This is a genomic window from Streptomyces sp. NPDC058955 (genome assembly GCF_042741435.1).
In the GTDB taxonomy this organism is placed as follows: Bacteria; Actinomycetota; Actinomycetes; order Streptomycetales; family Streptomycetaceae; genus Streptomyces.
Window position 1 is genome coordinate 1 of the sequence record NZ_JBHYKM010000054.1, and the last position, 22,725, is coordinate 22,725.

Annotated in this window: 13 protein-coding genes; 4 read left to right on the forward strand and 9 right to left on the reverse strand. The window is 74.0% G+C overall.

Going from position 1 to position 22,725, the window contains the following annotated elements; all coding sequences use genetic code 11:
• On the reverse strand, positions 1-4,070 hold a 4,070-nt coding region (locus ACFW1I_RS21215; protein WP_384672145.1), incomplete at its 3' end, for a type I polyketide synthase.
• A gap of 213 nt (positions 4,071-4,283) precedes the next feature.
• Here ACFW1I_RS21215 and ACFW1I_RS21220 point away from each other — a divergent pair.
• Genes ACFW1I_RS21220 through ACFW1I_RS21230 form a run of 3 tightly spaced genes read left to right on the forward strand, consistent with a single transcriptional unit; the run spans position 4,284 to position 8,073 of the window.
• Positions 4,284-5,735, forward strand: coding sequence for an NDP-hexose 2,3-dehydratase family protein (locus ACFW1I_RS21220; protein ID WP_384672148.1), 1,452 nt, complete (start codon positions 4,284-4,286; stop codon positions 5,733-5,735).
• A gap of 5 nt (positions 5,736-5,740) precedes the next feature.
• On the forward strand, positions 5,741-6,502 hold the full coding sequence (locus tag ACFW1I_RS21225; protein WP_384672150.1) for a thioesterase II family protein: 762 nt from the start codon (positions 5,741-5,743) through the stop codon (positions 6,500-6,502).
• A 53-nt stretch (positions 6,503-6,555) separates the two neighbouring features.
• Entirely contained in the window at positions 6,556-8,073 is a 1,518-nt protein-coding gene (locus ACFW1I_RS21230) for an FAD-binding oxidoreductase (RefSeq protein ID WP_384672153.1), read from the forward strand.
• A gap of 56 nt (positions 8,074-8,129) precedes the next feature.
• On the opposite strand, the gene ACFW1I_RS21235 is transcribed toward ACFW1I_RS21230, so the two are convergent.
• Together ACFW1I_RS21235 and ACFW1I_RS21240 are read right to left on the reverse strand one after the other, a co-directional pair.
• Positions 8,130-9,383, reverse strand: a complete 1,254-nt coding sequence (locus ACFW1I_RS21235) for a nucleotide disphospho-sugar-binding domain-containing protein (protein ID WP_384672156.1) — start codon at positions 9,381-9,383, stop codon at positions 8,130-8,132.
• Positions 9,384-9,423: 40 nt separating this feature from the next.
• On the reverse strand, positions 9,424-10,830 hold the full coding sequence (locus ACFW1I_RS21240; protein WP_384672158.1) for a nucleotide disphospho-sugar-binding domain-containing protein: 1,407 nt from the start codon (positions 10,828-10,830) through the stop codon (positions 9,424-9,426).
• Here ACFW1I_RS21240 and ACFW1I_RS21245 point away from each other — a divergent pair.
• Positions 10,718-11,356, forward strand: coding sequence for a TetR/AcrR family transcriptional regulator (locus ACFW1I_RS21245; protein WP_384672161.1), 639 nt, complete (start codon positions 10,718-10,720; stop codon positions 11,354-11,356). The genes ACFW1I_RS21240 and ACFW1I_RS21245 overlap by 113 nt on opposite strands.
• A 5-nt stretch (positions 11,357-11,361) precedes the next feature.
• Here ACFW1I_RS21245 and ACFW1I_RS21250 read toward each other — a convergent pair whose 3' ends face one another.
• The 6 genes from ACFW1I_RS21250 to ACFW1I_RS21275 form a co-directional block, all read right to left on the reverse strand.
• Positions 11,362-13,212, reverse strand: coding sequence for a 2-oxo acid dehydrogenase subunit E2 (locus tag ACFW1I_RS21250; protein ID WP_384672163.1), 1,851 nt, complete (start codon positions 13,210-13,212; stop codon positions 11,362-11,364).
• Entirely contained in the window at positions 13,209-13,436 is a 228-nt protein-coding gene (locus ACFW1I_RS21255) for an acyl carrier protein (protein ID WP_384672165.1), read from the reverse strand. Before ACFW1I_RS21255 ends, ACFW1I_RS21250 begins: the two co-directional genes overlap by 4 nt.
• Positions 13,433-15,298, reverse strand: coding sequence for an HAD-IIIC family phosphatase (locus ACFW1I_RS21260; protein ID WP_384672167.1), 1,866 nt, complete (start codon positions 15,296-15,298; stop codon positions 13,433-13,435). The genes ACFW1I_RS21255 and ACFW1I_RS21260 overlap by 4 nt, the downstream gene beginning before the upstream one ends.
• Positions 15,295-16,323, reverse strand: a complete 1,029-nt coding sequence (locus tag ACFW1I_RS21265; protein WP_384672169.1) for a 3-oxoacyl-ACP synthase III family protein — start codon at positions 16,321-16,323, stop codon at positions 15,295-15,297. Before ACFW1I_RS21265 ends, ACFW1I_RS21260 begins: the two co-directional genes overlap by 4 nt.
• 69 nt (positions 16,324-16,392) lie before the next feature.
• Positions 16,393-17,877, reverse strand: a complete 1,485-nt coding sequence (locus tag ACFW1I_RS21270) for an FAD-dependent monooxygenase (protein ID WP_384672171.1) — start codon at positions 17,875-17,877, stop codon at positions 16,393-16,395.
• Positions 17,878-18,020: 143 nt separating this feature from the next.
• A complete protein-coding gene (locus ACFW1I_RS21275; RefSeq protein WP_384672173.1) occupies positions 18,021-22,706 on the reverse strand; it encodes a type I polyketide synthase in 4,686 nt (1,561 codons plus the stop codon).
• Between the last annotated feature and the right edge of the window lie 19 nt (positions 22,707-22,725).

Genomic DNA, 22,725 nt, shown 5'->3' on the forward strand with positions numbered 1-22,725 from the left:
CCCGCATCGCCGGCGTCCTCGCCGACCGGCTCACCCCGCCGGCGCGCTGAACCACCGACCCCCCCCGGCCCCCCCCCACCACCCCCCCCCCGCGGCCCCCAGCGGGCCCCCCCCCCCCCCGCCCTGTGCGCGGGCCCCCGGGCCCCGTCGGCGGGGTTGCCGTCATGGCGGGGGACGAGCGCCAGCGCGACCGCCGGGAGCGCCGCCCCGGCATCGGCCTGGGCGCGCAGCGCGTCGAGGTCGGCCACGGCACGCAGATCGCCGCCGACCCCGTCGCGCCAGGAGGGCGGCAGGGTCCCGAGCACGGCCCAGTCGGACCGCCCGTCGGTCGCCTCGCCCGGGGCCGCCGGCCGCCAGGAGAGGCGGTAGAGCGCGTCGCGTCGCACCGCCACGGCCCCGGAGACCCGCTGGGCGCTGAGCGGCCGCACGGTCAGCGCCTCGACCGTCGCCACCGGCTCCCCGGCGCCGTCCATGAGCGACAGGCCGACGGTGTCGGGCCCGGTCAGGCGGAGCCGGACCCGTACGGCGGTGGCGCCGACGGCGTGCACGGACACCCCGCGCCAGGCGAACGGCAGCCTGGTCCGGCCGTCGTGGTCGTCGCCCGCCAGCGCGGTGACGTGCAGCGCGGCGTCCGCCAGCGCCGGGTGCAGCGCGAAGCCCTCGGTGTCGACGTCGTCGGGGAGTTCGACCTCGGCGTACAGGTCGTCGCCCTGGCGCCAGGCGGCCCGCAGCCCCAGGAAGGCGGAACCGTAGGCGAGCCCGATGGCGCCCAGACGCGGGTACGCCTCGGCCGCCTTCAGCGGTGTCGCCCCGGCCGGCGGCCAGGCCGCGACGGGCTCGTCCGCCGGTACGGGACGCGGGCTCAGGACGCCGGTCGCGTGGGTCGTCCACGGGAGCTCACCGGAGCCCCCCTCGTCGTCCTCCGGCCGGGAGTGGATGCCGACGGGCCGCTCCCCGTCCGGGTCCGCCGCACCGACGATCACCTGGATCCGCACCGCCTCCCCCTCCGGCAGGGGCAGCGGCGCCTGCAGCGTCAGCTCCGCCACCTGGGCGCAGCCGACGCGGTGGGCGGCGTGGAGGGCGAGCTCGGCGAACGCGGTGGCCGGGACGATCACCGTGTCGTGCACGACGTGACCGGCCAGCCAGCCGTGCGTCTTCAGCGAGATCCGCCCGGAGAACAGGTGCCCGGCGCCGTCCGCGAGCATCGTCTCGGCGGCCAGCAGCGGGTGGTCGGCCGAGCCCATCCCCGCCGAGCGGACGTCCCCGGCGGTCTCGACGGCGTCCGGCCAGTAGCGCTCCCCGGCGAACGGGTACGTCGGCAGGTCCAGACGGGCCGCCGGTGCCCCCGGGACGATCCGCGCCCAGTCCGGTGCCGCGCCGTTGACATGGGACTCGGCCAGGGACGTGAGCAGCCGCGTCCGGTCCCCGTGGTCGCGGCGCAGCGTGCCGTGCGCCCGGGCCGCGGCCCCGACCTCCTCGATGGTCTCCTGCACCGGGACGGTGAGCACCGGGTGCGGACTGACCTCGATGAAGAGGCTGTGGCCGTCGGCGAGCAGCGCGCGCGTGGTCTCCTCGAACCTGACCCGGCTGCGCAGATTGGTGTACCAGTACGCGCCGTCGAGCGCCTCGCCGTCGACCGGCGCGGCGGTGACGGTCGAGTAGAACGGGATGTCCGCCGCCCGCGGGACGATCCCCGCGAGGTCCGCGGCGAGTCGTTCCCGGACGGCTTCGACGTACGGCGTGTGCGAGGCGTAGTCCACCGGGATCATCCGGGCCGGTACGCCGTCCTGGCGGCAGGAGTCGACGAGTTCGCGCAGTTCGTCGAAGGCCCCCGCGACCACGGTGGAGCCCGGCGCGTTCACCGCGGCGATGCTCAGGTTCCCCCGGGCCGGTACGTCGAGGAGCGCCGCGACCTCGGCGGCGGGCAGCGGCACGGAGGCCATGCCGCCCGTGCCGGCCACGTCGAGCAGGGCCCTGCTGCGCAGGGCGACGATCCTGGCGGCGTCGTCGAGCGTCAGCGCCCCGGCGAGGTGGGCGGCCGCGATCTCGCCCTGGGAGTGGCCGACGACGGCGTCCGGGCGGACGCCCGCCGCCTGCCACACCCGGGCCAGGGAGACCATGACCGCGAACAGCGCGGGCTGCACGACGTCCACCCGCTCCCACGAGGGGGCGCCCGGCGCGCCGTGCAGCACGTCGAGCAGCGACCAGTCGGTGTACGGGGCGAGCGCCTCGGCGCAGGCGTGCAGGTGCGCGGAGAAGACCTCGGAGGTCTCCAGCAGGTCGACGGCCATCCGCTCCCACTGGGACCCCTGCCCGGGGAACACGAACACCGTCCGGGCGGCGGTGCCCCGGCCCTGGACGACGTTCCGGGCCGCCTCGCCGTCCGCCAGGGCCCGCAGCCCCGCCAGGAACTCCTCCCGCGTGTCGGCGACGACGGCCGCCCGGTGCTCGTGGTGGTCGCGCTCATGAGCCAGCGCGTGGCCGATGTCGAACGGCCCGGTGTCCGGGTGGTCCAGGGCGAAGTCCAGGAGCCGCCGTGCCTGGCCGCGCAGGGCCTGCTCGCTGCGGGCGGAGACCAGCCACGGCAGCGTGCCCGCCGAGACGACCGGCGGCTCCGGGTCCGCCGGCGCCTCGGGCGGGGCCTCCGGGCCGGGCGGGGCGGCCTCCAGGATGACGTGCGCGTTGGTGCCGCCCACGCCGAACGACGACACGGCCGCGCGCGGCGGACGGCCCGTCTCGGGCCACGGACGCGCGGCCGTCAGCAGCTCGACGTTGCCCAGGTCCCAGTTCACGTGGGGCGTCGCGGCGTCCACGTGCAGCGTCCGGGGGAGCAGCCCGTGACGGAGGGCCAGCACCATCTTGATGACACCGGCCACGCCCGCCGCGCCCTGCGGATGGTTGAGGTTGGACTTCACCGAGCCGAGCCACAGCGGCCGGTCGGCGGGCCGGTCCTGCCCGTAGGTGGCGAGCAGCGCGTGCGCCTCGATCGGGTCGCCCAGGGTGGTGCCGGTGCCGTGCGCCTCGACCGCGTCGACGTCGCCGTAGGTCAGGCGGGCGTCGGCCAGCGCCTGCTCGATGACACGCCGCTGGGAGGGCCCGTTGGGGGCGGTCAGGCCGTTGCTGGCGCCGTCGGAGTTGACCGCCGAGCCGCGCAGGACGGCGAGGATCCGGTCGCCGTCGCGCTGCGCGTCCGACAGCCGCCGCAGCAGCAGCAGACCGACGCCCTCGCCCCAGCCGATGCCGTCGGCGGCGGCCGCGAAGGGCTTGCTCCGCCCGTCGGGGGCCAGCCCCCGCTGCCGACTGAACTCGGTGAACCAGGCGGAGGTGGCCATGATGGTGACGCCGCCGGTCAGCGCCCGCTCGCACTCGCCGGCCCGCAGCGCCTTGATCGCCAGGTGGAGCGCCACCATCGACGACGAGCAGGCGGTGTCCACGGTGAGCGCCGGGCCCTCCAGGCCGTAGGCGTAGGCGATGCGGCCGGACATGATGCTGGCCTGCGTGCCCGTGAGGATGTACCCCTCGACCTGCTCCTTGGTGGGCAGCAGGCTCATGTTGTAGGTCTGGCCCACGCTGCCGATGAACACGCCGGTGCGGGTGCCGCGCAGGGAGGACGGCGGGATGCCCGCGTGCTCGAAGGTCTCCCACGCGACCTCGAGGATCTGCCGCTGCTGCGGGTCCATCGCCAGCGCCTCGCGCGGGCTGATCCCGAAGAAGTCCGCGTCGAACCGGGCGGCGTCGGAGACGAACGAGCCCTTGCGGGTGTAGGTCTTGCCCGGGGCGTCGGGATCCGGGTCGTAGATGTCGTCGATGTCCCAGCCCCGGTCGGTCGGGACGTCCGTGACGGTGTCCTTCTCGGCCACCAGCATGTCCCACAGCTCCTCCGGGGAGGAGATGCCGCCGGGGAACCGGCAGCCCATGGCGACCACGGCGATCGGCTCGCGCTCCCGCCCCTCGGCCTCCTCGAGACGCCGACGGGTCTGACGGAGGCTGGCCGTCGTCCGCTTCAGGTAGTCGCGCAGCCGTTCCTCGTTCGCCACCGGACCGAGCTCAGCCGCCGGGTCGAGGTTCATCGGGCCTCCCCCTTGCAATTCACCAATTGACAACGCAATGCGAATTCCGATCGCTTGTGCCGGTGACACAGAACACGGCGAATCATGATCGCAGTCGCGTCTTACGGGGGACTTGGTCCGTTCTAAAACAAAGCAGAGCCGCGGAATTTAGCCGCGATTTAATGGGCGGCGGCAGAATATGCCGGGCTCAGATGTGACGGAGAAGGGTGGGTAATGAGCGGCATCCTCAGTCCGCCGGGACCGCGGCCCGGGGTCCTTTCCGACGGGGCCCGCCTCCTGCGGTCGGGTCTGGCGACCGACGGGGTGGCGACGACGAACGAGCAGTTCGACGCGTGGCTCGCCCGGTGCGAGCAGACCGTCCGGGCGCGGGTCGAGCGGGTGCCGCTCGCCGGCCTGAAGGGCTGGCACTTCACCGACGGGTACGGCGTCCTGGCGCACGACAGCGGCAAGTTCTTCAGCGTCGAGGGCATGGACATCACCCGCACCGGGCCGAGGACCCTGTCCTGGCAGCAGCCGCTCATCAACCAGCCCGAGGTCGGCATTCTCGGCCTGCTGGCCAAGGAGTTCGACGGCGTCCTGCACTTCCTGATGCAGGCCAAGGTTGAACCGGGCAACCGCCGCCAGCTCCAGCTCTCCCCGACCGTACAGGCCACCAGGAGCAACTACACCAAGGTGCACGGCGGGGCGTCCACGCCGTACCTGGAGCACTTCCTGCCGACCGGCCGCGGCCGGGTGGTCGCCGACGTGCTCCAGTCCGAACAGGGCACCTGGTTCCTGGGCAAGCGCAACCGCAACATGGTCGTCGAGACGACCGCCGAGGTGCCCCTCCGCGACACCTTCTGCTGGCTCACGTACGGGCAGATACGACGCCTGATGGCCGAGCCGAACCTGATCAACATGGACTCCCGCACGGTGCTGGCCTGTCTGCCCTCGGCGGTGTCCGACTGGCAGGACGACCTGGTCGAGGAGGCCCCCGACCCGGAGTACGCGGCCGGTCTGCGCCGGTCGTACCAGGCCGGCGAGGCCGACGGACGGCACACCGACGTCGAGATCCTCAGCTGGCTCAACGACGTGCGCACCGGCACGGACCTGCGCGTCGACCGCGTCCCGCTCTCCGCGCTGCGGGACTGGCGGGTGTCGGACGACGACATCGCGCACCGCGAGGGCAAGCACTTCAAGGTCATCGGGGTCTCGGTCGAGAGCGGCCAGCGCGAGGTCACCGCCTGGTCCCAGCCCCTGCTGGCCCCCTGCGACACCGGCGTCGTCGCCTTCCTGACCGCCCGCGTCCACGGGGTGCCGCACCTCCTCATGCGGGCCTCCGTCGAGCCGGGATTCCGGGACGTCGCGGAACTCGGCCCCACCGTCCAGTGCAACCCGCGGAATTACGCCGACGTACCGCCCGAACAGCGCCCCCGATTCCTCGACCACGTGCTCCGGGCGACCGACGACGTCCGCTACGACGTGGTGCTCTCGGAGGAGGGCGGTCGTTTCTACCACGCCGAATGCCGCTACATGGTGGTCGAATGCGACGACCCCGCGGCACTCGATCCCCCGCCGGACTACCGGTGGATGACCGTCCGTCAGGTCCTGGCGATGCGGCAGCACTCCCACTATCTCAACGTCCAGACGCGCAGCCTTCTGGCCTGCCTCGGATCCCTCTGGTAGGCGTGATGTCCCACGAGAACAGTGCTCTGTGGTTCAGGCGGTTCGTGCCGGGGGCCGAGGAGGCCCCGACCCGACTGGTGTGCCTGCCGCACGCCGGCGGCTCGGCCTCGTACTTCCTCCCCCTCGCCCACGCGCTCGGCACCCGCGTCGACGTGCTGGCGGCGCAGTACCCCGGCCGCCAGGACCGGCGCGGGGAGCCGTGCCTCGACGAGATGGGCGCCCTGGCGGACGCCGCCTTCGAGGCCCTGCGCCCCTTTCTCGACCGGCCGGTGGCCCTGTTCGGCCACAGCATGGGGGCGACGCTCGGCTTCGAGCTGGTGCGCCGGATCGAAGCCGACCCCGCGACGAGCGCCGTCCGGCTGTTCGCCTCGGGGCGACGGGCGCCCGCACGGCCCGGAGGCCGGCTGGTGCACCTCTTCGACGACGACCGTCTCCTCGCCGAACTCGCCAGTCTCGACGGCACCGACGCCCGCGTCCTCGGCGACGAGGAACTCATGCGTTCGGCGCTGCCCGCGATCCGCGCCGACTACAAGGCCGCGGAGACCTACCGGCCGGCCGGTGACGCCAGGCTGGACTGCCCGGTCACGGCCCTCGCCGGAGCGAGCGATCCCAAGGTGACGCTCGACGACGTGCGCGCGTGGGAACACCACACCACGGGCGGGTTCGAGCTGTGCGTCTTCCAGGGCGGGCACTTCTTCCTGGCGAACCACTGGGAGGCGATCGTGCGCCTGGTCACCGAACGCCTGCACGCCCAAGCACGGATTTAGCGTCCTTCCCCATGCTGCTGTGTGTCATTCGAAAACGCAGCAGGGGAGAACGCGTGTCCACGCGAAGAGCAGTGTTGAAGGGCGCCATGGCCACCCTGGCCATGGCGGGCCTCGGTGTCGTGGGGGCCGAGGGCCGCGCCCTGGCGGTCGACGCCGAATGGGAGCGGCTCTGCAAGCGGCTGACGGGACGGCTGGTGCTGCCGTCCAGCGGCGACTACGACCTGGCCAAGCAGTTGCACCGGTCGATGTTCGACGGCATCCGCCCGGCCGGAGTCGCCTACTGCGAGACCGTCTCCGACGTACGGGCGTGTCTGTCCTTCGCCCAGTACAACGACATCCCCGCCGTCGCGCGCAGCGGAGGGCACAGCTACGGCGGCTACTCCACCACCCAGGGCCTGGTCATCGACGTGTCCCGGCTGAACTCGATCCAGGTGGGCGAGCGGACCACGGTCGTCGGCCCCGGCGCCCAGCTCACCGATCTCGTCGACGCCGCCGGCGCGCACGGGGTGGGGCTCGCCTCCGGGATCTGCCCGACGGTGGCGATGGGCGGGTACCTCCAGGGCGGCGGCATCGGCTGGCAGACCCGGGCGCTCGGCCTCGGCTGCGACTCGCTGACGTCCGTGCAGGCCGTGCTCGCCGACGGCAGCGTGGTCACCTGCTCCGAGCAGAGCGACCCGGACCTGTTCTGGGCGCTGCGCGGCGGCGGCGGAGGCAACTTCGGCATCGTCACCCGCTACGAGCGACGCCACACCACGATCCCTCGGATGGTCAACTACACGCTCGCCTGGTCCTGGGACCACGTCAAGGACGTGGTGGAGGGCTGGCAGCGATGGCTGCCGAGCGCACCCCGGGAGCTGGGCGGCCGCTGCCTGCTCGGGCTCCTCAACGCCGCCCCCGGCGCCACGCCGCTGCTCATCACCGACGGCACCTTCCTCGGCTCGCCCGAGGACCTCGCCGGGCACCTGGACGCCATGGTCTCGGCGATCGGCCACGCCCCGGCCGGCCGCGACGTGCAGGAACTCGGCTTCCGCGACGGGATGATGTCCTGGTTCAAGTGCTCGGACAAGACCGTCGCCCAGTGCCACCGGGTCGGGCAGAACCCCGACGCCACCCTTCCCCGGGCCGGCTTCCAGATCGACCGGTCGCGCCTGTTCAAGCAGACCCTCCCGTCCTCCGGGGTCGACGAGATCCTCGCCGCCTTCGACGCCGAACGCCGGGCCGGCCACATCCGGTTCGTCCACCTGTTCGCGCTCGGCGGGGCCGCGTCCGACGTTCCCCGGACCGCGACCGCGTACGTGCACCGGGACGCCGAGTTCTCGGTGGACTGGGCCACGGTCCTGCCGTCGGTGATGGACAACGACCAGGAACGGGCGGCGGCCCGCGCGTGGATCGACCGGGCCTTCACGGTCACGGACCGGTACTCGACCCACGAGACCTACCAGAACTACATCGACCCCGACCTGGAGGACTGGCGGCAGGCGTACTACGCCGAGAACTACCCGCGGCTCGTCCAGGCGAAGCGCACCTACGACCCGCACGGCTTCTTCAGCTTCGCGCAGAGCATAGGCTGACGCCACGGCACGCGACCCTGCGGACCGGCACTCCCGGTCCGCAGGGTCGCGTGCGGTCAGGCCAGCTTTTCTAGGGCGCGCACCACGGCGGACGGAGGGGGCATCTCGTCCGTCTCCGCGCGCAGCTTCTCCGCCGCCGCCCGGCACCCCGGCTCGGTGAGCACCCGGGTGACCGCCGCTCCGATCTCCGCGGCGTCCGTCCCCGCGTCCAGCGTGACGCCGGCGCCGCCGGCGGCGAAGTTGGCGGCGTTGAAGGGGTTGTCGGCGGTCTGCGGCATCAGCACCTGGGGCAGGCCCTGGCGGGCCGCGGTCAGCAGCGTGCTGGTGCCGCCCTGGTGGACGATGGCGTCGCAGCTCTCCATGAACAGATGCAGCGGGACGTTCTCGGCCACGCGGGCGTTGGCGGGCAGCGTGCCGAGCTTCCTCCGGTCGTCGGGGCTGATCGCCAGCACCACCTCGACGTCGAGACCGGCGAGCCCCTCGACGACCCGGGGCAGCACGAACGCCTCGTCCCCGGCGAGCGCGGCGGTGGAGGTGCCCCAGGTGACGCACACCCGGGGACGGCCGGGCCGGTCGAGCACCCAGTCCGGAGCCACGGCCGAGCCGTTGTAGGGGACGAACCTCATGGGCAGCCGACCGCTCAGACCGGGGAACTGCAGACTCGTGGGCCAGGGGTCGACGGTGCGCACCGGATAGTCGTTGCGGACCTCCACCCCGTAGTGGTCGTACAGCTCGGGCAGGCCCGTGGGCCACTCGGCGCGGACGTCGCCGTCGGCGGCGCGGCCCTGCAACGGCTGACTGACCATGCGCATCACGTCGGGGCCCCAGGTCTGCCGGACCAGCGGCACGCCCCGCAGCGCCGCGACCAGCGGGGCCGCGAACACCATCGAGTCGGTGACCAGCAGGTCCGGCCGCCAGCGCTCGGTGAACCGCAGCAGGCCGGGCGCCATCCGGCCGGCGGCCTCGACCAGCGGGGCCATGGCCGCGTCCCGCAGGTCGGCGTGCTCGTCGTCGTAGTCGGCGGGGGGCTCCCCGGCGTCCGCCGTGCCCGCCAGACCGCTGTCGGTCCACTGCCCGGCGGACGCCTCGATCACGCGCTGCCCGCCGCGCGACCGCAGCACGCCGTCCATGATCCCGTAACCGTGGCCGACCTCGACGGCGGGCAGTCCGACGGCGGTGATCGCCCGGCTCAGCTCGGGCTGGGCGGCCACCCGCACGTCATGCCCGGCCGCCCGGAACGCCCAGGCCAGCGGCACCATGTGGAACAGGGGAGTGGTCGTGGCGGCGACGGGGGTGAAGAGGATGCGCAAGGGATTCCTCCGGCTCGGGCCTTCGGCGGCCAATGGGTCGTCAGTGCGCGACGAGGTTCGCGAGGGTGTGGACGACCTCGGCGGGGGAGGGCATCCCGGCGATCTCGTCACGGATCTTCCTCGCCGCCTGCCGGATCGACTCGTCCGTGCAGGCGTCGGTCACCGCGGACGCGATGGCGTCGCCGTCCACGGTGGCGGCCTCCAGCACGGTGGCGGAACCGCCGCCGGCGAACGCCAGGGAGATCATCGGGGTCTCGGCCGTCTCCGGGACGAGCACCTGGGGCACCCCGAGGTGCGCGGCCGTCAGCACCGACCCGGCCCCGCCCTGGTTGACGATCGCCGCGCAGTGCGGCAGCAGCAGGTTGATGGGCAGGTTCTCGGCGACCCGCACGTCGTCCGGCAGCTCGCCGAGAAGCGCCCGGTCGGCGGGACTGACGGCGACCACCAGCTCGATGTCGAGCGGGGCGAGCGCGCCGACGACGCGCGGCAGCAGGCCGGGGTCGCCGCCCAGGACGCTGTTGGTCGTCCCCCAGGTGACGCACACCCGGGGCCGCTCGGAGGGCTCCAGGACCCACTCCGGGACGGTGCTCGCCCCGTTGTACGGGATGTAGCGCTCGTGCACGCGGCCGTCGGGGCGGCCGAACTGCTTGAGGCTGGGCGGCCAGGGGTCGACGGTGCGCAGCGGGTAGTCGTTGCGGACCTCGGCCCCGTACCGGTCGAACAGCGCGGTGAGCCCGGTGGGCCACGCGTCGCGTTCGGTGCCGTCGAAGGGCTGGCCCTGCAGCGGGTGGCCGTAGATGATGTCGGGACCCCAGATCTTGCGCACGAGTGGAATGCCCAGTGCCGCCGCCACCAGGGGAGCGGCCATCACGATCGGGTCGGTGACGATCAGGTCGGGACGCCAGCGCTCGGCGAACGCCATGAGGTCCGGCGCCATCCTGGTGGCCAGCTCGACCACCGGCCCGAACCGCTCGTCCCGCAGGCGCCTGCGCTCCTCCTGGGACATCGCCTCCAGCTCCGCCGGGCTGAAGCTGTTGCCGCTGCGCAGCTCCACCATGGCGCCCATGAAGTCGAAACCCTCGCCGACCTCCACGGCGGGCAGCCCGATGCCGAGGGTCGTCGGCGTGAGCGCCGGCTGCGAGGCCACCCGTACGTCGTGTCCCGCCGTACGGAAAGCCCAGATCAACGGAGCCTGGTGATACAAATGGGTCCTGGAGGGCAACGGGGTGAACAGGACGCGCACGACATACCTCCGTGGACGGCTGACGCTGGTCCACACAGTCCACCCCACCCCCCTAAAAAGGGGCTGAAAACACCTGTGGGATGCTGTCACCGTGTCACCAACGGCTCGCGAGAACAAGACCGCCGCCGTACGCCGGGCGGTGAGTGAGGCCGCCCTCAGCCTGGCGGTCGAGTGCGGATGGGAGAACGTCCGCGTCGAGGACATCGCGGCCCGGGCCGGCATGTCCCCGCGCTCCTTCAGCAACTACTTCCGCAGCAAGAACGAGGCGATCTACGCGGTCGACCTCGACCGGTCGGCGGCGATCCAGGAATACCTCCGTGCCCGCCCGGCCGACGAACCGCTGTGGGACGCCGTCGTCCACGCCACGCTGGCCGCCCTCTCGGTCGGGGACATGCGCGACCGGGACCTGGTCAGCAAGGTGCGGCTCGCGGTGGCGGCCTCCCCGCTGGGAGGCGAGTACCTCAAGGTGCACGCGGTGCGGGAGGCGGCCCTCGCGGCGGGCATCGCCGAACGCCTCGGCGTGGACGCCGACACCGACCTCTACCCGCGGCTGATGGCCTCGACCGTGGTCGGCGCGGTGCGCGTGGCGATCGAGTTCTGGATCGTCTCGGCGCAGGACACACCGCTGGCGGACTCGATCCGCCACGCCCTGGAGACGGTCTCCGCAGGCCTCCCCGAACCACCCCGACGGACCGGCGGTCCCCGACAGCAGGAGACCGCCGGGCCGTAGGCGGCTCAGCCCGGCGCGGCGGCGCGCAGCCGGGCCAGGCGGTGGAGCAGGCCGAGCACGAGGGACACCGGTGCCCTGCCCCCGACGATCCGGAGCAGCGACCGGATCAGCCACAGCTGCGTCTCGGCGGCGTGGGACGGGGCCCCGTGCACGTCGTCGTGCGTGAGGATCCGGATGTCGCGGACGTGCTCGCGGAGCAGCGCGACGTCCGACCCCGGGATGATCTCGTCGCGCGCGCAGGCGACGTAGCGCACCGGGATGTCCAGCGCGCGCAGCTCCTCGGGCCGCAGGGCCCACTCCCGCAGCCGGTCCAGCACGGCCTCCGGCTTGTCGCCCGTCAGGTGCGCCAGGGTGTCCACGGTGAGCCTGGGCAGGCGGGCCTGCCACGAGCGGTCCGTGAAGAAGTCGTGGACCGGCGCCCCGGCGGTGAGCACCGACCGGATCCTCCCGTCCTCCAGCGCGCAGCGCAGCGCCAGGTGGCCGCTGAAGCTCAGCGCGAGCAGATGGGAGTTCGCCGTGTCGGCCCGGTCGCCCACGTGGTCGAGCAGGTGGGACAGCATGCGCCAGCCGTCCGCGTCGTACGGGAGGGTGTTCTCGCCCACTCCGGGCATCTCGGTGATGATCCCGGCCAGGCCGAGGCGGCGGATGGCGGCCAGGGTCGGTGCCCACGCCTCCTTGACGGTCACGATGCCGCCACTGACGATCATCACCGGCCTGCGCACGCCGTCGGACAGCCCGGTCGCCCACGCGACGACGCGACCGGCCGGCAGATCGAGCTCCAGCCGCTCGATGTCCTTGTCCGCACGCCGCCACGCGTCGAACGTCCGGACGGTCTCGGACATGGCCTTCCGCCGGGCGGGGCCGTCCACGAACGGGAACCGGGCCATCGCGTGGTGGCGGCAGGAGTCCAGCAGCCTCCCCTGACGCTCCAGCTCCCGCGCGGACCGGGACCACTCGGCCGTCCACGAGCCGTCGCCGTCGGCATCCGTGCGGATCCGCGCCAGCACGTCCTCGTGCAGGGGGATCCGCTGCCCCTTCGTGTGGGCCAGCACGAACCGCTTCAGCTCGCCCACGTCGTTGGTGCCGGCGTCCCCCGGGGCGTCCTCCCGGAAGTCCTCCATGGCCTTCTTGATGTCCGTGAGCAGATCCGCGGCCTCGGCGCCGTCGATCACCCGGTGGTCGAAGGTGAGGTTCAGCCGCATCACGGGCGCGACCGCCGTCCCGCCGTCGCGCACCACGGGCCGGTCGGCGATCCGGCCGAGACCGAGCGTCACGGTCGTCCCGCCGGTGGAGTGGAACCCGTCCACCGCGCTGTGCGACAGCGAGGTGACCGCGAACGAGCCGAGAGCGGCTGCCCGGGTGCGCAGCGGACGGATCCGGGACCGGTACGCCGCGCCGCCGACCAGCAGGGGCAGCCGGCGGATCAGACGGGCCCCGGCGAACTCCGGGAGCTGCTCGGCGTCACCGCGCGTGTAGTGGTCGACCTGCCGCTGGATCTCGTCCAGGTCCGTGACCTGGAGGTCCGGGAGGACGGCCGACAGCACCACGCGCTGCCCGTTCACGGTGTGGTCCATCGTGAACTTGCCGTGCACCGAGGGGAAGCGGGCGACCCTCGGGCGGAGCCGGCCGTGGATCGCGGCGTTGGCCTCCGGGTGGGCCGCCAGGGCGCGGCTCGCCGCGTGCAGCACGTAGCTCAGCCAGGAGTAGTGGCGGCCCGCCGCACGGGCCCGCGTCCGGTGGTCCCTGATCCGGCTCATGTCCACCTCGGTGTCGAGGTGGACCGGCGCGAACGACCTGATCTCCCGGAGGAAGTACAGCGTGGGTCGCCGTTCCCTGGCGAGTGGCCTGATGCTCACGCCCGCACCGCCACCTCGTGGATCCCGTGGAGGCTCCCGGCCTCCAGCACGTCCGGCAGCGAGATCGACCGGCCCGTGCTCCGCTCCAGGGCCGTCAGCAGGGCCAGCAGGTGCATCGAGTCCCAGCCGGGGACCTCGTCCAGCGGTACGTCCGCGTGCTCGGGGCCGACGGGCAGCCCGATCTCGTCGCGCACCAGGACCAGGAAATCGTCGAGGGTCGTCAACGGCTCTCCTCCAGAGACTCGGTGAATCGGATGTGCGGGGGCGGCGCGAGGATGCCGGCGGGGTCGGACAGGTCGTACCGGAAGGTGAGGACGCCGTCCTGTTCGCCGGCGAGGGCGAAGCCGTGGTCCGGGTAGAAGGCGCGCACCGCGGAGTTCTTGGGGCCGGGCCGGTAGACCGCCTCGACCGTGCGCGCCCCGGCGGCCTTCGCGTCCGCCAGGACCGCGCTCAGGCACGCCGTCTCGATGCCGCGGGAGAACACCCGGCAGCTGAGGACGAAGGTGTCGATGTGCACGGTGTCGCCCGCCCGGCGGGTGAAGATCACCCCGACCATGCCGTTGTCGCCGAAGCGGTCCCCGGAGTGGATGCCGAGCACGCGCGTGTCCGGCCCGGCGGCGGCCTCGGCCACCTGCGGCGGCTGGCACCGCAGCATGCTCGTGTGGAACTGGTTGGTCCGCAGGGTGAGCTGGGCCGCACGGGCGATGCCCGCCTCGGCCACCGGCGCGAGCCGCACCCGGACGTCCAGCTCGCGCAGGTAGTCGGCGAGGGAGTCGAACGAGCTGAGGAACGTGTGCCGCTCCTTCTCCTCCCGGTACCGGGCGGGGCGGGCGCGGTCCTCCGCGTTCAGCTCGCGGGTGTCGAACCAGCCGTCGCGCAGCAGCCGTTCGACGTGCCGGGCCGGCTCCTCGTCCAGCCGCACCACCGCGACCCCGGGCAGCGCGTGCCGGACGAGTCCGCACTCGTAGGCGCTGTCGTCGGCGAAGACGAAGGAGTCCACGCCGAGGTTGAGGTCCCGGGCCAGGTCGCGGAGGTTGTCGGGCTTGGCCCGCCAGTTGGCCGCCACCTGGACGAAGTCGTCGGGCCGCAGGACCATGCCGGGGTGCTCGCGCAGCGCCTCCTCGACCGGCCCGGGGTCGTTCTTGCTCGCCACGGCCAGCAGGACGCCCTGCGAGCCGAGCTGCCTGACCACGTGCTGGAAGGCGGTGAACGCCTCCCCGCGCAGGCCCTCGCCGACCTCGATGCCCTCCTGCCCGTCGTCACCGAGCACCCCGCCCCACAGCGTGCCGTCCAGGTCGCACACCAGCGCCTTCTTGGTGCGTCCGGTCAGATGGCGGGCGAGATGGCCGACCTCGCGGGCGTACCGGGCCAGCAGGGCGGGCGACAGGCCCGTCCTGGCGTAGCGGCCGAGCCGGGCGTCCTCGGCGGGCACGCCCTCGGCCAGCAGCGGATCCAGGTCCAGCGTCAGCACCGAGGGAAGCTCGTCGCCCAGCTCCAGCAACCGGATGTTGGCCCTGCGCCAGGCCGCGCCGAGCCGGGCCCGCGACCGGTGGTCGACGAGCTGCGCGGTGAACCGCCGCGGCAGCGGCAGGGTGTTGAGCACCAGCGTGGCACCGGACCGCCGGCCGAAGACGGCCGCGAGGTCCCGCACCCGCGCCACCATGCCGTCCAGGACCCGCTCGGCGTCCTCCGCCGTCCACGGCACGGGTACCTCGTCGAACACCATGTCGGGGTCCAGGACGCACAGGACGACGTCGGGCTCGGCCGCGTACAGCCCGCTCTCCGGGTCGCCGAGGTCGAAGACGTACGCGTCGAAGTCGGACAGCCGCGGCCGCAGGAGCAGGCCGTGCCGCGCCAGCTCCGCGGTGAGCGGGGCGACCAGCGGGCCGAGCGTACGGTGCCCCGTGACCGCGACCGCGACCACCGGGGTGTCCGGATGCGCGCGCAGCACCTCGTCGGGGTCGAGCCGGGCGAGCAGACGCCCGGCCCGCTCCAGCTCCTCGCCGTCGAGTTCGCTCAACAGGCCCCGGACCAGCGGATAGGAGGCGGCGAGCCGCCCCGACCCGTGCAGCTCGGACAGCGTCACGCCGCCACCTTCTCCAGCGCGTAGCCCGCCTTGATCCACTTGCTGGACTCGATCGCGACGCCCACCGCGCGGTCACCGGTGATCATGCGCTCCAGCAGCCGTTCCAACTGGAAGAACGGCAGCGCGTTGCCCGTGTTGCCGGTCTCCCTGACACAGCTGACCTCCTGGGCGTCCGGCACGTCGAGCCGGGCGTGGATCTCGTCGGTCATCCGTCCCGACAGCTGCGGCGGCAGCACGTAGTCCACCTCGCCCCGGTCCCAGTTCAGCGCGTCGAGCATCTCGTCGAGCGTCTCCACGGCCAGCGGCGGAACCGCTTCCTGCACCGACTTGTAGTCCTCGACCGCGGCGGGCCGGTCCACATGGCGGTCGGCCCCGCCGAACCAGTTCAGCGTCTGCCCGGGCTCCCGCCCGCGCCCGACGCACCGCACCCGGGTCCGCAGCAGCTCCACCCCGTGCGCCCCCGGCTCCACGCCGAGGACCGCCGCACCGGCCCCGTCGCCGAACAGCACGCCGTTGACCTGCTGGTCCGGCGGCAGCGAGCCGACGTCCACCGAGAGGTCGAGGTGCTTGGCGCAGGAGTCGGCGCCGATCACCAGCGCGGTCCGGTGCTCACCGGAACCGAGCAGCCGCCGCGCCACGTCCAGCGCCTGGACCGCGCCCGTGCACCCCGACTGGAGCTGGTACGTGGCCACGTCGTCGATGCCCAGCCGGTCGGCCACGACGTTCACCGTGGCGGGCATCAGCATGTCGGGCGACGAGGTGCCCATGACGAGCAGATCCACGTCGGACGGCGCCGCCCCGGCGCCGGCGAGCGCCCGCTCCCCGGCGGTCGTGGCGAGGTCGGCGAGGGAGAACCGGACCTTCCCGGAGTCCAGGTCGACCGAGTAGTACCGGGTCGGGGTGTCGATGAAGGACTCCACCCACTGCTCCCACACGGAGGGCAGGTCGAACTTCCTGGCGAGGGACGCGATGTCGATGGGCGGGCCGGGCAGCACTGTCCCGGCCGAGTGCAGGTACACGCTCATTTCCGTCCTCTTCTCGGCTGCCACGGCCATGCTGCGCGGCACGGCTTAAGCGGCCCTAAGGGGTCGCTGCTACGCGCTGGTCGAGGTGCCGAAGCGGGTCCTGAGCGCCTCGGCGAGACCGGCGCCGCCGTGCCCGCGCGGCGCGGCCCAGACGACCCGGCCGTCCGGCCTGAGGAGGACCGCCTCGGCGTCGACGTCGGGCAGCGGCTTCGTACGGATCAGGGACACCCGGTCCGTCCACCCGGCGAGGTCGAGACGGCCGCCGTCGCCGTCGGGGTCGTCGCTCAGGTCGAGCAGGACACCGCGGCCGGCCGCCCACGCCTCGGCCAGCCCGGCGACGGCCTGGGCCGCGGCCGCCACCCCCGGGATCCGGCGGCCCAGCAGCGGATGGGCGTCCTCCTGGACGTCCCCGTCGAAGGCCACGCGGGTGTCCGTGCCCCCGACCATCCTCACGAAGTACTCGTTGACGTCCGGGAACCGCACGAGCTCCGCCATCACCTCGCGAAGCTCCGTCAGCGGATGGAGCAGCGCGACCTGCGCGCGGACCGTCGCGCACGCTCGCCGGGCGACCGGAAGGCGCTCGGCCTCGTAGGTGTCGAGCAGGCCCTCCGGCGCGGACCCGGCGAGGTCCGCCGCCAGCTTCCAGCCCAGGTTCACCGCGTCGTCCATGCCCGTGCTGAGCGCCTGCCCGCCCAGCGGGAAGTGCGTGTGCGCCGCCTCCCCGGCCAGGAACACCCGGCCCGCGCGGTAGCGGTCGGCGAGCCGGGTCACGTGGAACCACCGCGCCGACCAGGTCGGCTCGTCCCCGGTGAACTCCACGCCCGCCAGCCGCTGCGCGGCCGCCCGGATCTCCGCCGGCGACGGAGCGCCGTCCCGGCTCGGCGGCTCGACGCCGAACTCGCCGGTCAGCACCCGGACCGTGCCGGGACCGATCGGGCTCACCGCGAAGAGCCCGGCGGGATACTCCTTCGCGCCCATGTGCTGGTTGAGGACGCTGTCCGGCCCGACCGTGAAGTCGGAGACCGTCCCGTGGAACGGCTGCTCGTCCCCCGCGAAGCCGATGCCGACCGCCTGGCGGACCACGCTGTCCGCCCCGTCGCAGCCGACCAGGTACCGGCCGCGCACCGTGCCCTCGCCGTCCGGGCCCTCGACGCGGACGCCGACCCCCTCCGCGTCCTGCGTCACGCCCCGCACCCGGTGCCCGAAGCGCAGCTCCGCGCCCAGCGACCGCGCGCGTTCGGCGAGGTGGTGGATCAGACGGGAGTGCGGCATCGCGAAGTTGTACGGGAAACGGCCGGCGAGCCGCGCCGGGTCCAGCCAGATGTGCGCGAAGTGGGCCAACGGGAACTCGAAGCCGTCGGCGCGGCACGCGTCCATCAGCCCGCGCATCTCCAGCAGTTCGACGACTCCGCCGTTGAGGGCCACGCCGGGCGCGTGCTCGGCCGGTCCGGGGCGGTCGTCCAGGACGACGACCGCCGCGCCCGCGAGCCGCAGCTCGCAGGCGAGCATGAGTCCGACGGGCCCGGCGCCGGCGATGACGACGTCGTGAGGCATATGGGTGTCCCCTTGAGGAGTCGGCGGTCCGTGAGGACCGGGGTGGTGGATCGGGATGGCCGACCGGGTGGGTGGGTGGTCGGCCAGGTGGGTGGTGGCCGGGTCCGAGGGCCTTCGCCCCGGGTTTTCGTGCCGGGCGCCGGCTAGGAGTCCGGGTGCATGGACGCGGCGAGCCGGGCGGGGGTCGGGTTGTCGAACACCTGGCTCGGTGAGACCTCCAGGCCCGCCGCGCGCATCCGGGTGCTCAGTTCGAGCGCGGCGAAGGACGACAGGCCGAGGGCGAACAGGTCGGCGTCGGGGTCGAGGCCGTCGGCCGGTTCGACGCCCAGGACGTCGGCGGCCTGGGCGCACACCGTCCGCAGCAGGAGTGCGGCCCGCTCGTCCGGACCGGCCGCGGCGAGCCGGTCGAGCAGCGTCCGATCCGGGCCCTCGGCCGGGGCGTCGGAGCTGCCCGCGAACTCGGGCAGCTCCCGGAAGAGACGTACGGAGCGGAGCCAGGGCGCGGCCTTCGGGTCGAGCTCGGCCACCGTCACCCCCCAGAGGTCGGTGCGGGACGCCAGGGCCAGCGCCTCCACCGCCACATCCAGCGGCGGCACCTCCACCGCCCCGTTCGGCGCCGGTGCCTCCACCCCCGGTGCCCGCACGGCCCCGTCCAGCGCCGGGGCGCCGAACTCCAGCCACAACGCGGGTGCGCCGTCCTCGCGACGCCGCCGGACCAGCGCCTCCAGCCGTGCGTGGGCCGACAGGACGTCACCGGACGCCGGCTCCGCCAGGGTGGCCGCGCCGGACCCGCACACCACGAAGGCGGACAGGTCGAGAGGCGCGGTGACCTCGTCGACCACGGCCGCCTGCGCGATTCCGTCCCCGGTGGGGTCGGCGACGTGCACCACCGCCGTGGGCGGCGTCTCGCGGACCAGGCGCGCGAGCGCGTCGCGGTCGCCGGGAACGACCTCGGCCGCGGTCACGTCGACGCCGCGCTCCGCCAGCTCCTTGCGCAACAGGGACAGGCCCGCCACGTCCTCGTGCGACGGCACGGGCAGGACGAGCCGTTCGACGCCCTGGGCGGCCAGCCACCGGGCGAGGTGCTCGCCCAGCTCCGTCGTACCGCCCGTGAGCAGCACGGTGCCCTCCGGTCGCCAGCCGGGCCGACGGCTGTCGTCCGGCAGGGCGACGCGTACCAGCCGCGCGGTGAACAGCCCCGCCCCCCGCATCGCGAGGAGGTCGTCGGCGGGCGCCGCGCCGAGCAGCTCGACGAGCCGTCGCCGCGTCCGCTCGTCCAGCTCGCGGGGAAGGTCCAGCAGCCTGACCCGGCGGCGCGGGTGTCGCTGGGCCAGTGCCCGCCCCAGACCCCAGGCCACCGTCTGCTCCGGGTCCGCGGGCGGGTCGAGCCGCCCGACCGTCACGGCGCCGCTCGTCAGCACCCACAGCGGGGCGTCCACCCCGGCCCGGTCCAGCGCCTTCGCCAGCGCGGCGGCCGACGGCAGCAGCGACACCACGGCGGCGACGTCCGCCGTGCCGGGGACCGCCTCGCGCACGAGCGCGGTGAGGTCGTCCTCGCCCGCGGCGGACGCCGGCACGGCGATGCGGAGGGCCGTGTCGCCCACCGCGTCGATCACCTGCGCGGCCAGGCCGCCCACGCCTCCGTCCCCGTCGCCCCCTCCGTCTCCTTCGCCGGTGACCAGCAGGACGGGACGGCGCGCACCGGCGGCGGGCGCCTCGGCGACGGGCCGCCACACCGTGGTGTGGTGCCACCGTGCCCGGCGCCGCCGGGCGTTCAGCGCGGGCAGCAGCGTGGACAGGGCCGCACGCTGCTCGGCCGACAGACGGAGCGACCCGCTGAGCGCGTCGGCGTCCTGGCTGTCGACCGCCGCCCAGAAGTCGGACTCCAACGACGCGTGCCGCTCCGCGTCGCGACCGGCGGAGCCACCCGTGTCCGGGTCGAGCCAGTAGCCGCGGCGCTGGAACGGATAGTTCGGAAGCGCGACGCGCACCGCGCCGGAGCCCTCGAACTGGGCGGACCAGTCCACCCGGTGGCCCGCCGCGTGCACCTTGGCCACCGCCACGAGCGCGGTCTGCGGCTCCGGACGCCGGGCGTTCATCACGGGCGCCAGCGTGACGGCCCGTACGCCGTCGTCCCCGTCGCGCAGGCATTCCCGCGCCATCGTCGTGAGGACGGCGTCGGGGCCGACCTCCAGACAACAGGTCACCCCGGCGGAGCGGAGCGCGCGAATGCCGTCGGCGAAGCGCACGGGCCGCCGCACGTGCTCCACCCAGTAGTCGGGGCGGCGCAGCTCGGCCGGGTCGGCGATGGCGCCGGTGACGTTGGACACCAGGGGGACGGCCGGCTCGGCGAAGCGGACCCGCGAGGCGGTCTCGCGGAACTCCTCCAGGACGTCGTCCATGTGCGGTGAGTGGAAGGCGTGGCTGACGGCGAGCCGCCGGACCCGGCGGCCCTCGGCCCGCCAGTGCTCGCCGAGGGCCAGCGCGGTGTCGGCGTCACCGGAGATCACCGTGGCGCGGGGCCCGTTCACCGCCGCGATCGCGACCTCGCGCTCATGCCCGGCCAGCGTCGCCCGCACCTCCTCCTCCGTCGCCTCCAGAGCGACCATGGCACCGTCCGGCCGGGCCCGCTGCATCGCCCGGGCCCGGGCGGCGACGAGCGCGGCGCTGTCGGCGAGGTCGAGCATGCCGGCGGCGTGCGCGGCGACCAGCTCGCCGACCGAATGCCCCAGGAGGACGCCGGGCCGCAGCCCCCAGTGGCCGAGCAGCCGGAACAACGCCGTCTCCACGGCGAACACCGCGGGCTGCGCGTACCGGGTCTGCTGGAGCAGCTCGGCCCCCGGGTCGCCCTTCGCCGCGAACATCAGCGGCTGGAGCGGACGGTCGAGGTGCCGGTCGAACTCCGCGCACACCTCGGCCAGGGCATCCGCGAACACCGGGTACGCGGCGGCCAGGGCGCGCCCCATCCCGGGCCGCTGGCTGCCCTGCCCGGTGAACAGGTACGCCAGCCCGCCCGGCTCGGGAGCGGCCTCGTCCACCACCACGTTGCCCGGCAGCAGATCGCCCGCCGCCAGCGCGTCCAGACCCCGCGCCAGCTCGGCGGCGTCCGAGCCGACGACGACCGCGCGATGCTCCAGGACGGCCCGCGCGGTGGCCCTGGAGTACGCGACGTCCAGCGGACGCGCGGCGGGCTCGCGGCGCAGCAGCGCGGCCAGGCCGCTCGCCGAGTCCCGCAACGCGCCCTCGGTGCGCGCCGAGACGAGCAGGGGGAGGGGGCGGGCTGGGGCCGGGGTGGCGGTTGCGGCCGGAGACGGCACTTCCCCGGGCACTTCCCCGGGCGCGTCCGCAGGGGCGTCCCCAGGGGCGTCCGAAGACGCGTCCGTGGGGGCGCCCGTGGAGGCGTCTTCGGGTGCCTCCTCCACGATGACGTGGGTGTTGGTCCCGCTGACGCCGAACGAGGAGACGCCCGCGCGGCGGGGCCGGCCGACGTCGGGCCAGTCACGGTTCTCGGTGAGCAGCGCGACGCTTCCCGCGCTCCAGTCCACGTGCGGGGACGGCTCGGCCGAGTGCAGCGTCGCCGGCAGCGTCCCGTGGCGGATGGCCTGCACCATCTTGATCACCCCGGCGACCCCGGCGGCGCCCTGCGTGTGGCCGATGTTGGACTTGACCGAGCCGATCCACAGCGGCCGGTCGGCGGGCCGGTCCTGACCGTAGGCGGCGATCAGCGCCTGCGCCTCGATCGGGTCGCCCAGGACGGTGCCGGTGCCGTGCCCCTCCACCACGTCCACGTCCGACGGCGTGAGCAGGCCCTCGGCGAGGGCCTGCCGGATCACCCGCTGCTGGGACGGGCCGTTCGGCGCGGTCAGGCCGTTGCTGGCGCCGTCCTGGTTGACCGCCGACCCGCGCAGCACCGCCAGCACCGGATGCCCGTTGCGCCGCGCGTCGGAGAGCCGTTCGAGCAGCAGCAGCCCGACCCCCTCGCTCCAGCCGGTGCCGTCGGCGCCCGCGGCGAACGACTTGCACCGGCCGTCCGGGGAGAGCCCCCGCTGCCTGCTGAAGTCCACGAACACGCCGGGCGTGGCCATCACGGTCACCCCGCCCGCCAACGCCAGCTCGCAGTCCCCGGCCCGCAGCGCGCGAGCCGCCAGATGCATGGCCACCAGCGACGACGAGCAGGCCGTGTCGAGGGTGACGGCGGGCCCCTCCAGACCGAAGGTGTAGGCGATCCGCCCGGACGCCACGCTCGTCGCGCTGCCGGTGCCCAGATACCCCTCGAACCCCTTCGGGGTGTGCTCCATGAGCCGGGCGCCGTAGTCGTCGTACATGACCCCGGCGAACACGCCCGTGCGGCTCCCGCGCAGCGAGCCGGGATCGATGCCCGCGTTCTCGAACGCCTCCCAGCTGGTCTCGAGCAGCAGCCGGTGCTGCGGGTCCATCGCCATCGCCTCGCGCGGGCTGATCCCGAAGAACGCGGGATCGAACGCGGCGGCATCGTGGAGGAACCCGCCCTCGCGGGTGTAGCAGGTGCCTTCCCGCTGCGGATCCGGGTCGTACAACGCCTCCAGGTCCCAGCCCCGGTCGCCCGGGAACGAGGAGATCGCGTCCTCGCCCGCCACGACGAGCCGCCACAGGTCCTCCGGGGAGCGGACGTTCCCCGGATAGCGGCAGCTCATCGCGACGATGGCGATCGGCTCCCGCTGGGCGGCCTCGACGTCGGTGAGCCGCTGCCGGGTCCTCTGCAGCTCCGCGGTCGTCCAGCGGAGGTACTCGGTGACCTTCTCCAGCTTGCTCGGCTCGTCCGGCGTGCTCGACTTCTCCGGCTTCTCCATGCGACCAGTCCCCCTAGAC

Bases quoted from the DNA above. Each gene is read 5' to 3' on its own strand.
- ACFW1I_RS21275 (WP_384672173.1), bottom strand. From the start codon at position 22,706: ATGGAGAAGCCGGAGAAGTCGAGCACGCCGGACGAGCCGAGCAAGCTG.
- ACFW1I_RS21270 (WP_384672171.1), bottom strand. From the start codon at position 17,877: ATGCCTCACGACGTCGTCATCGCCGGCGCCGGGCCCGTCGGACTCATG.
- ACFW1I_RS21240 (WP_384672158.1), bottom strand. From the start codon at position 10,830: ATGTCCTCGACGCGGACGTTCTCCCATCCGCACTCGACCGCCAGGCTG.
- ACFW1I_RS21225 (WP_384672150.1), top strand. From the start codon at position 5,741: ATGTCCCACGAGAACAGTGCTCTGTGGTTCAGGCGGTTCGTGCCGGGG.
- ACFW1I_RS21265 (WP_384672169.1), bottom strand. From the start codon at position 16,323: ATGAGCGTGTACCTGCACTCGGCCGGGACAGTGCTGCCCGGCCCGCCC.
- ACFW1I_RS21220 (WP_384672148.1), top strand. From the start codon at position 4,284: ATGAGCGGCATCCTCAGTCCGCCGGGACCGCGGCCCGGGGTCCTTTCC.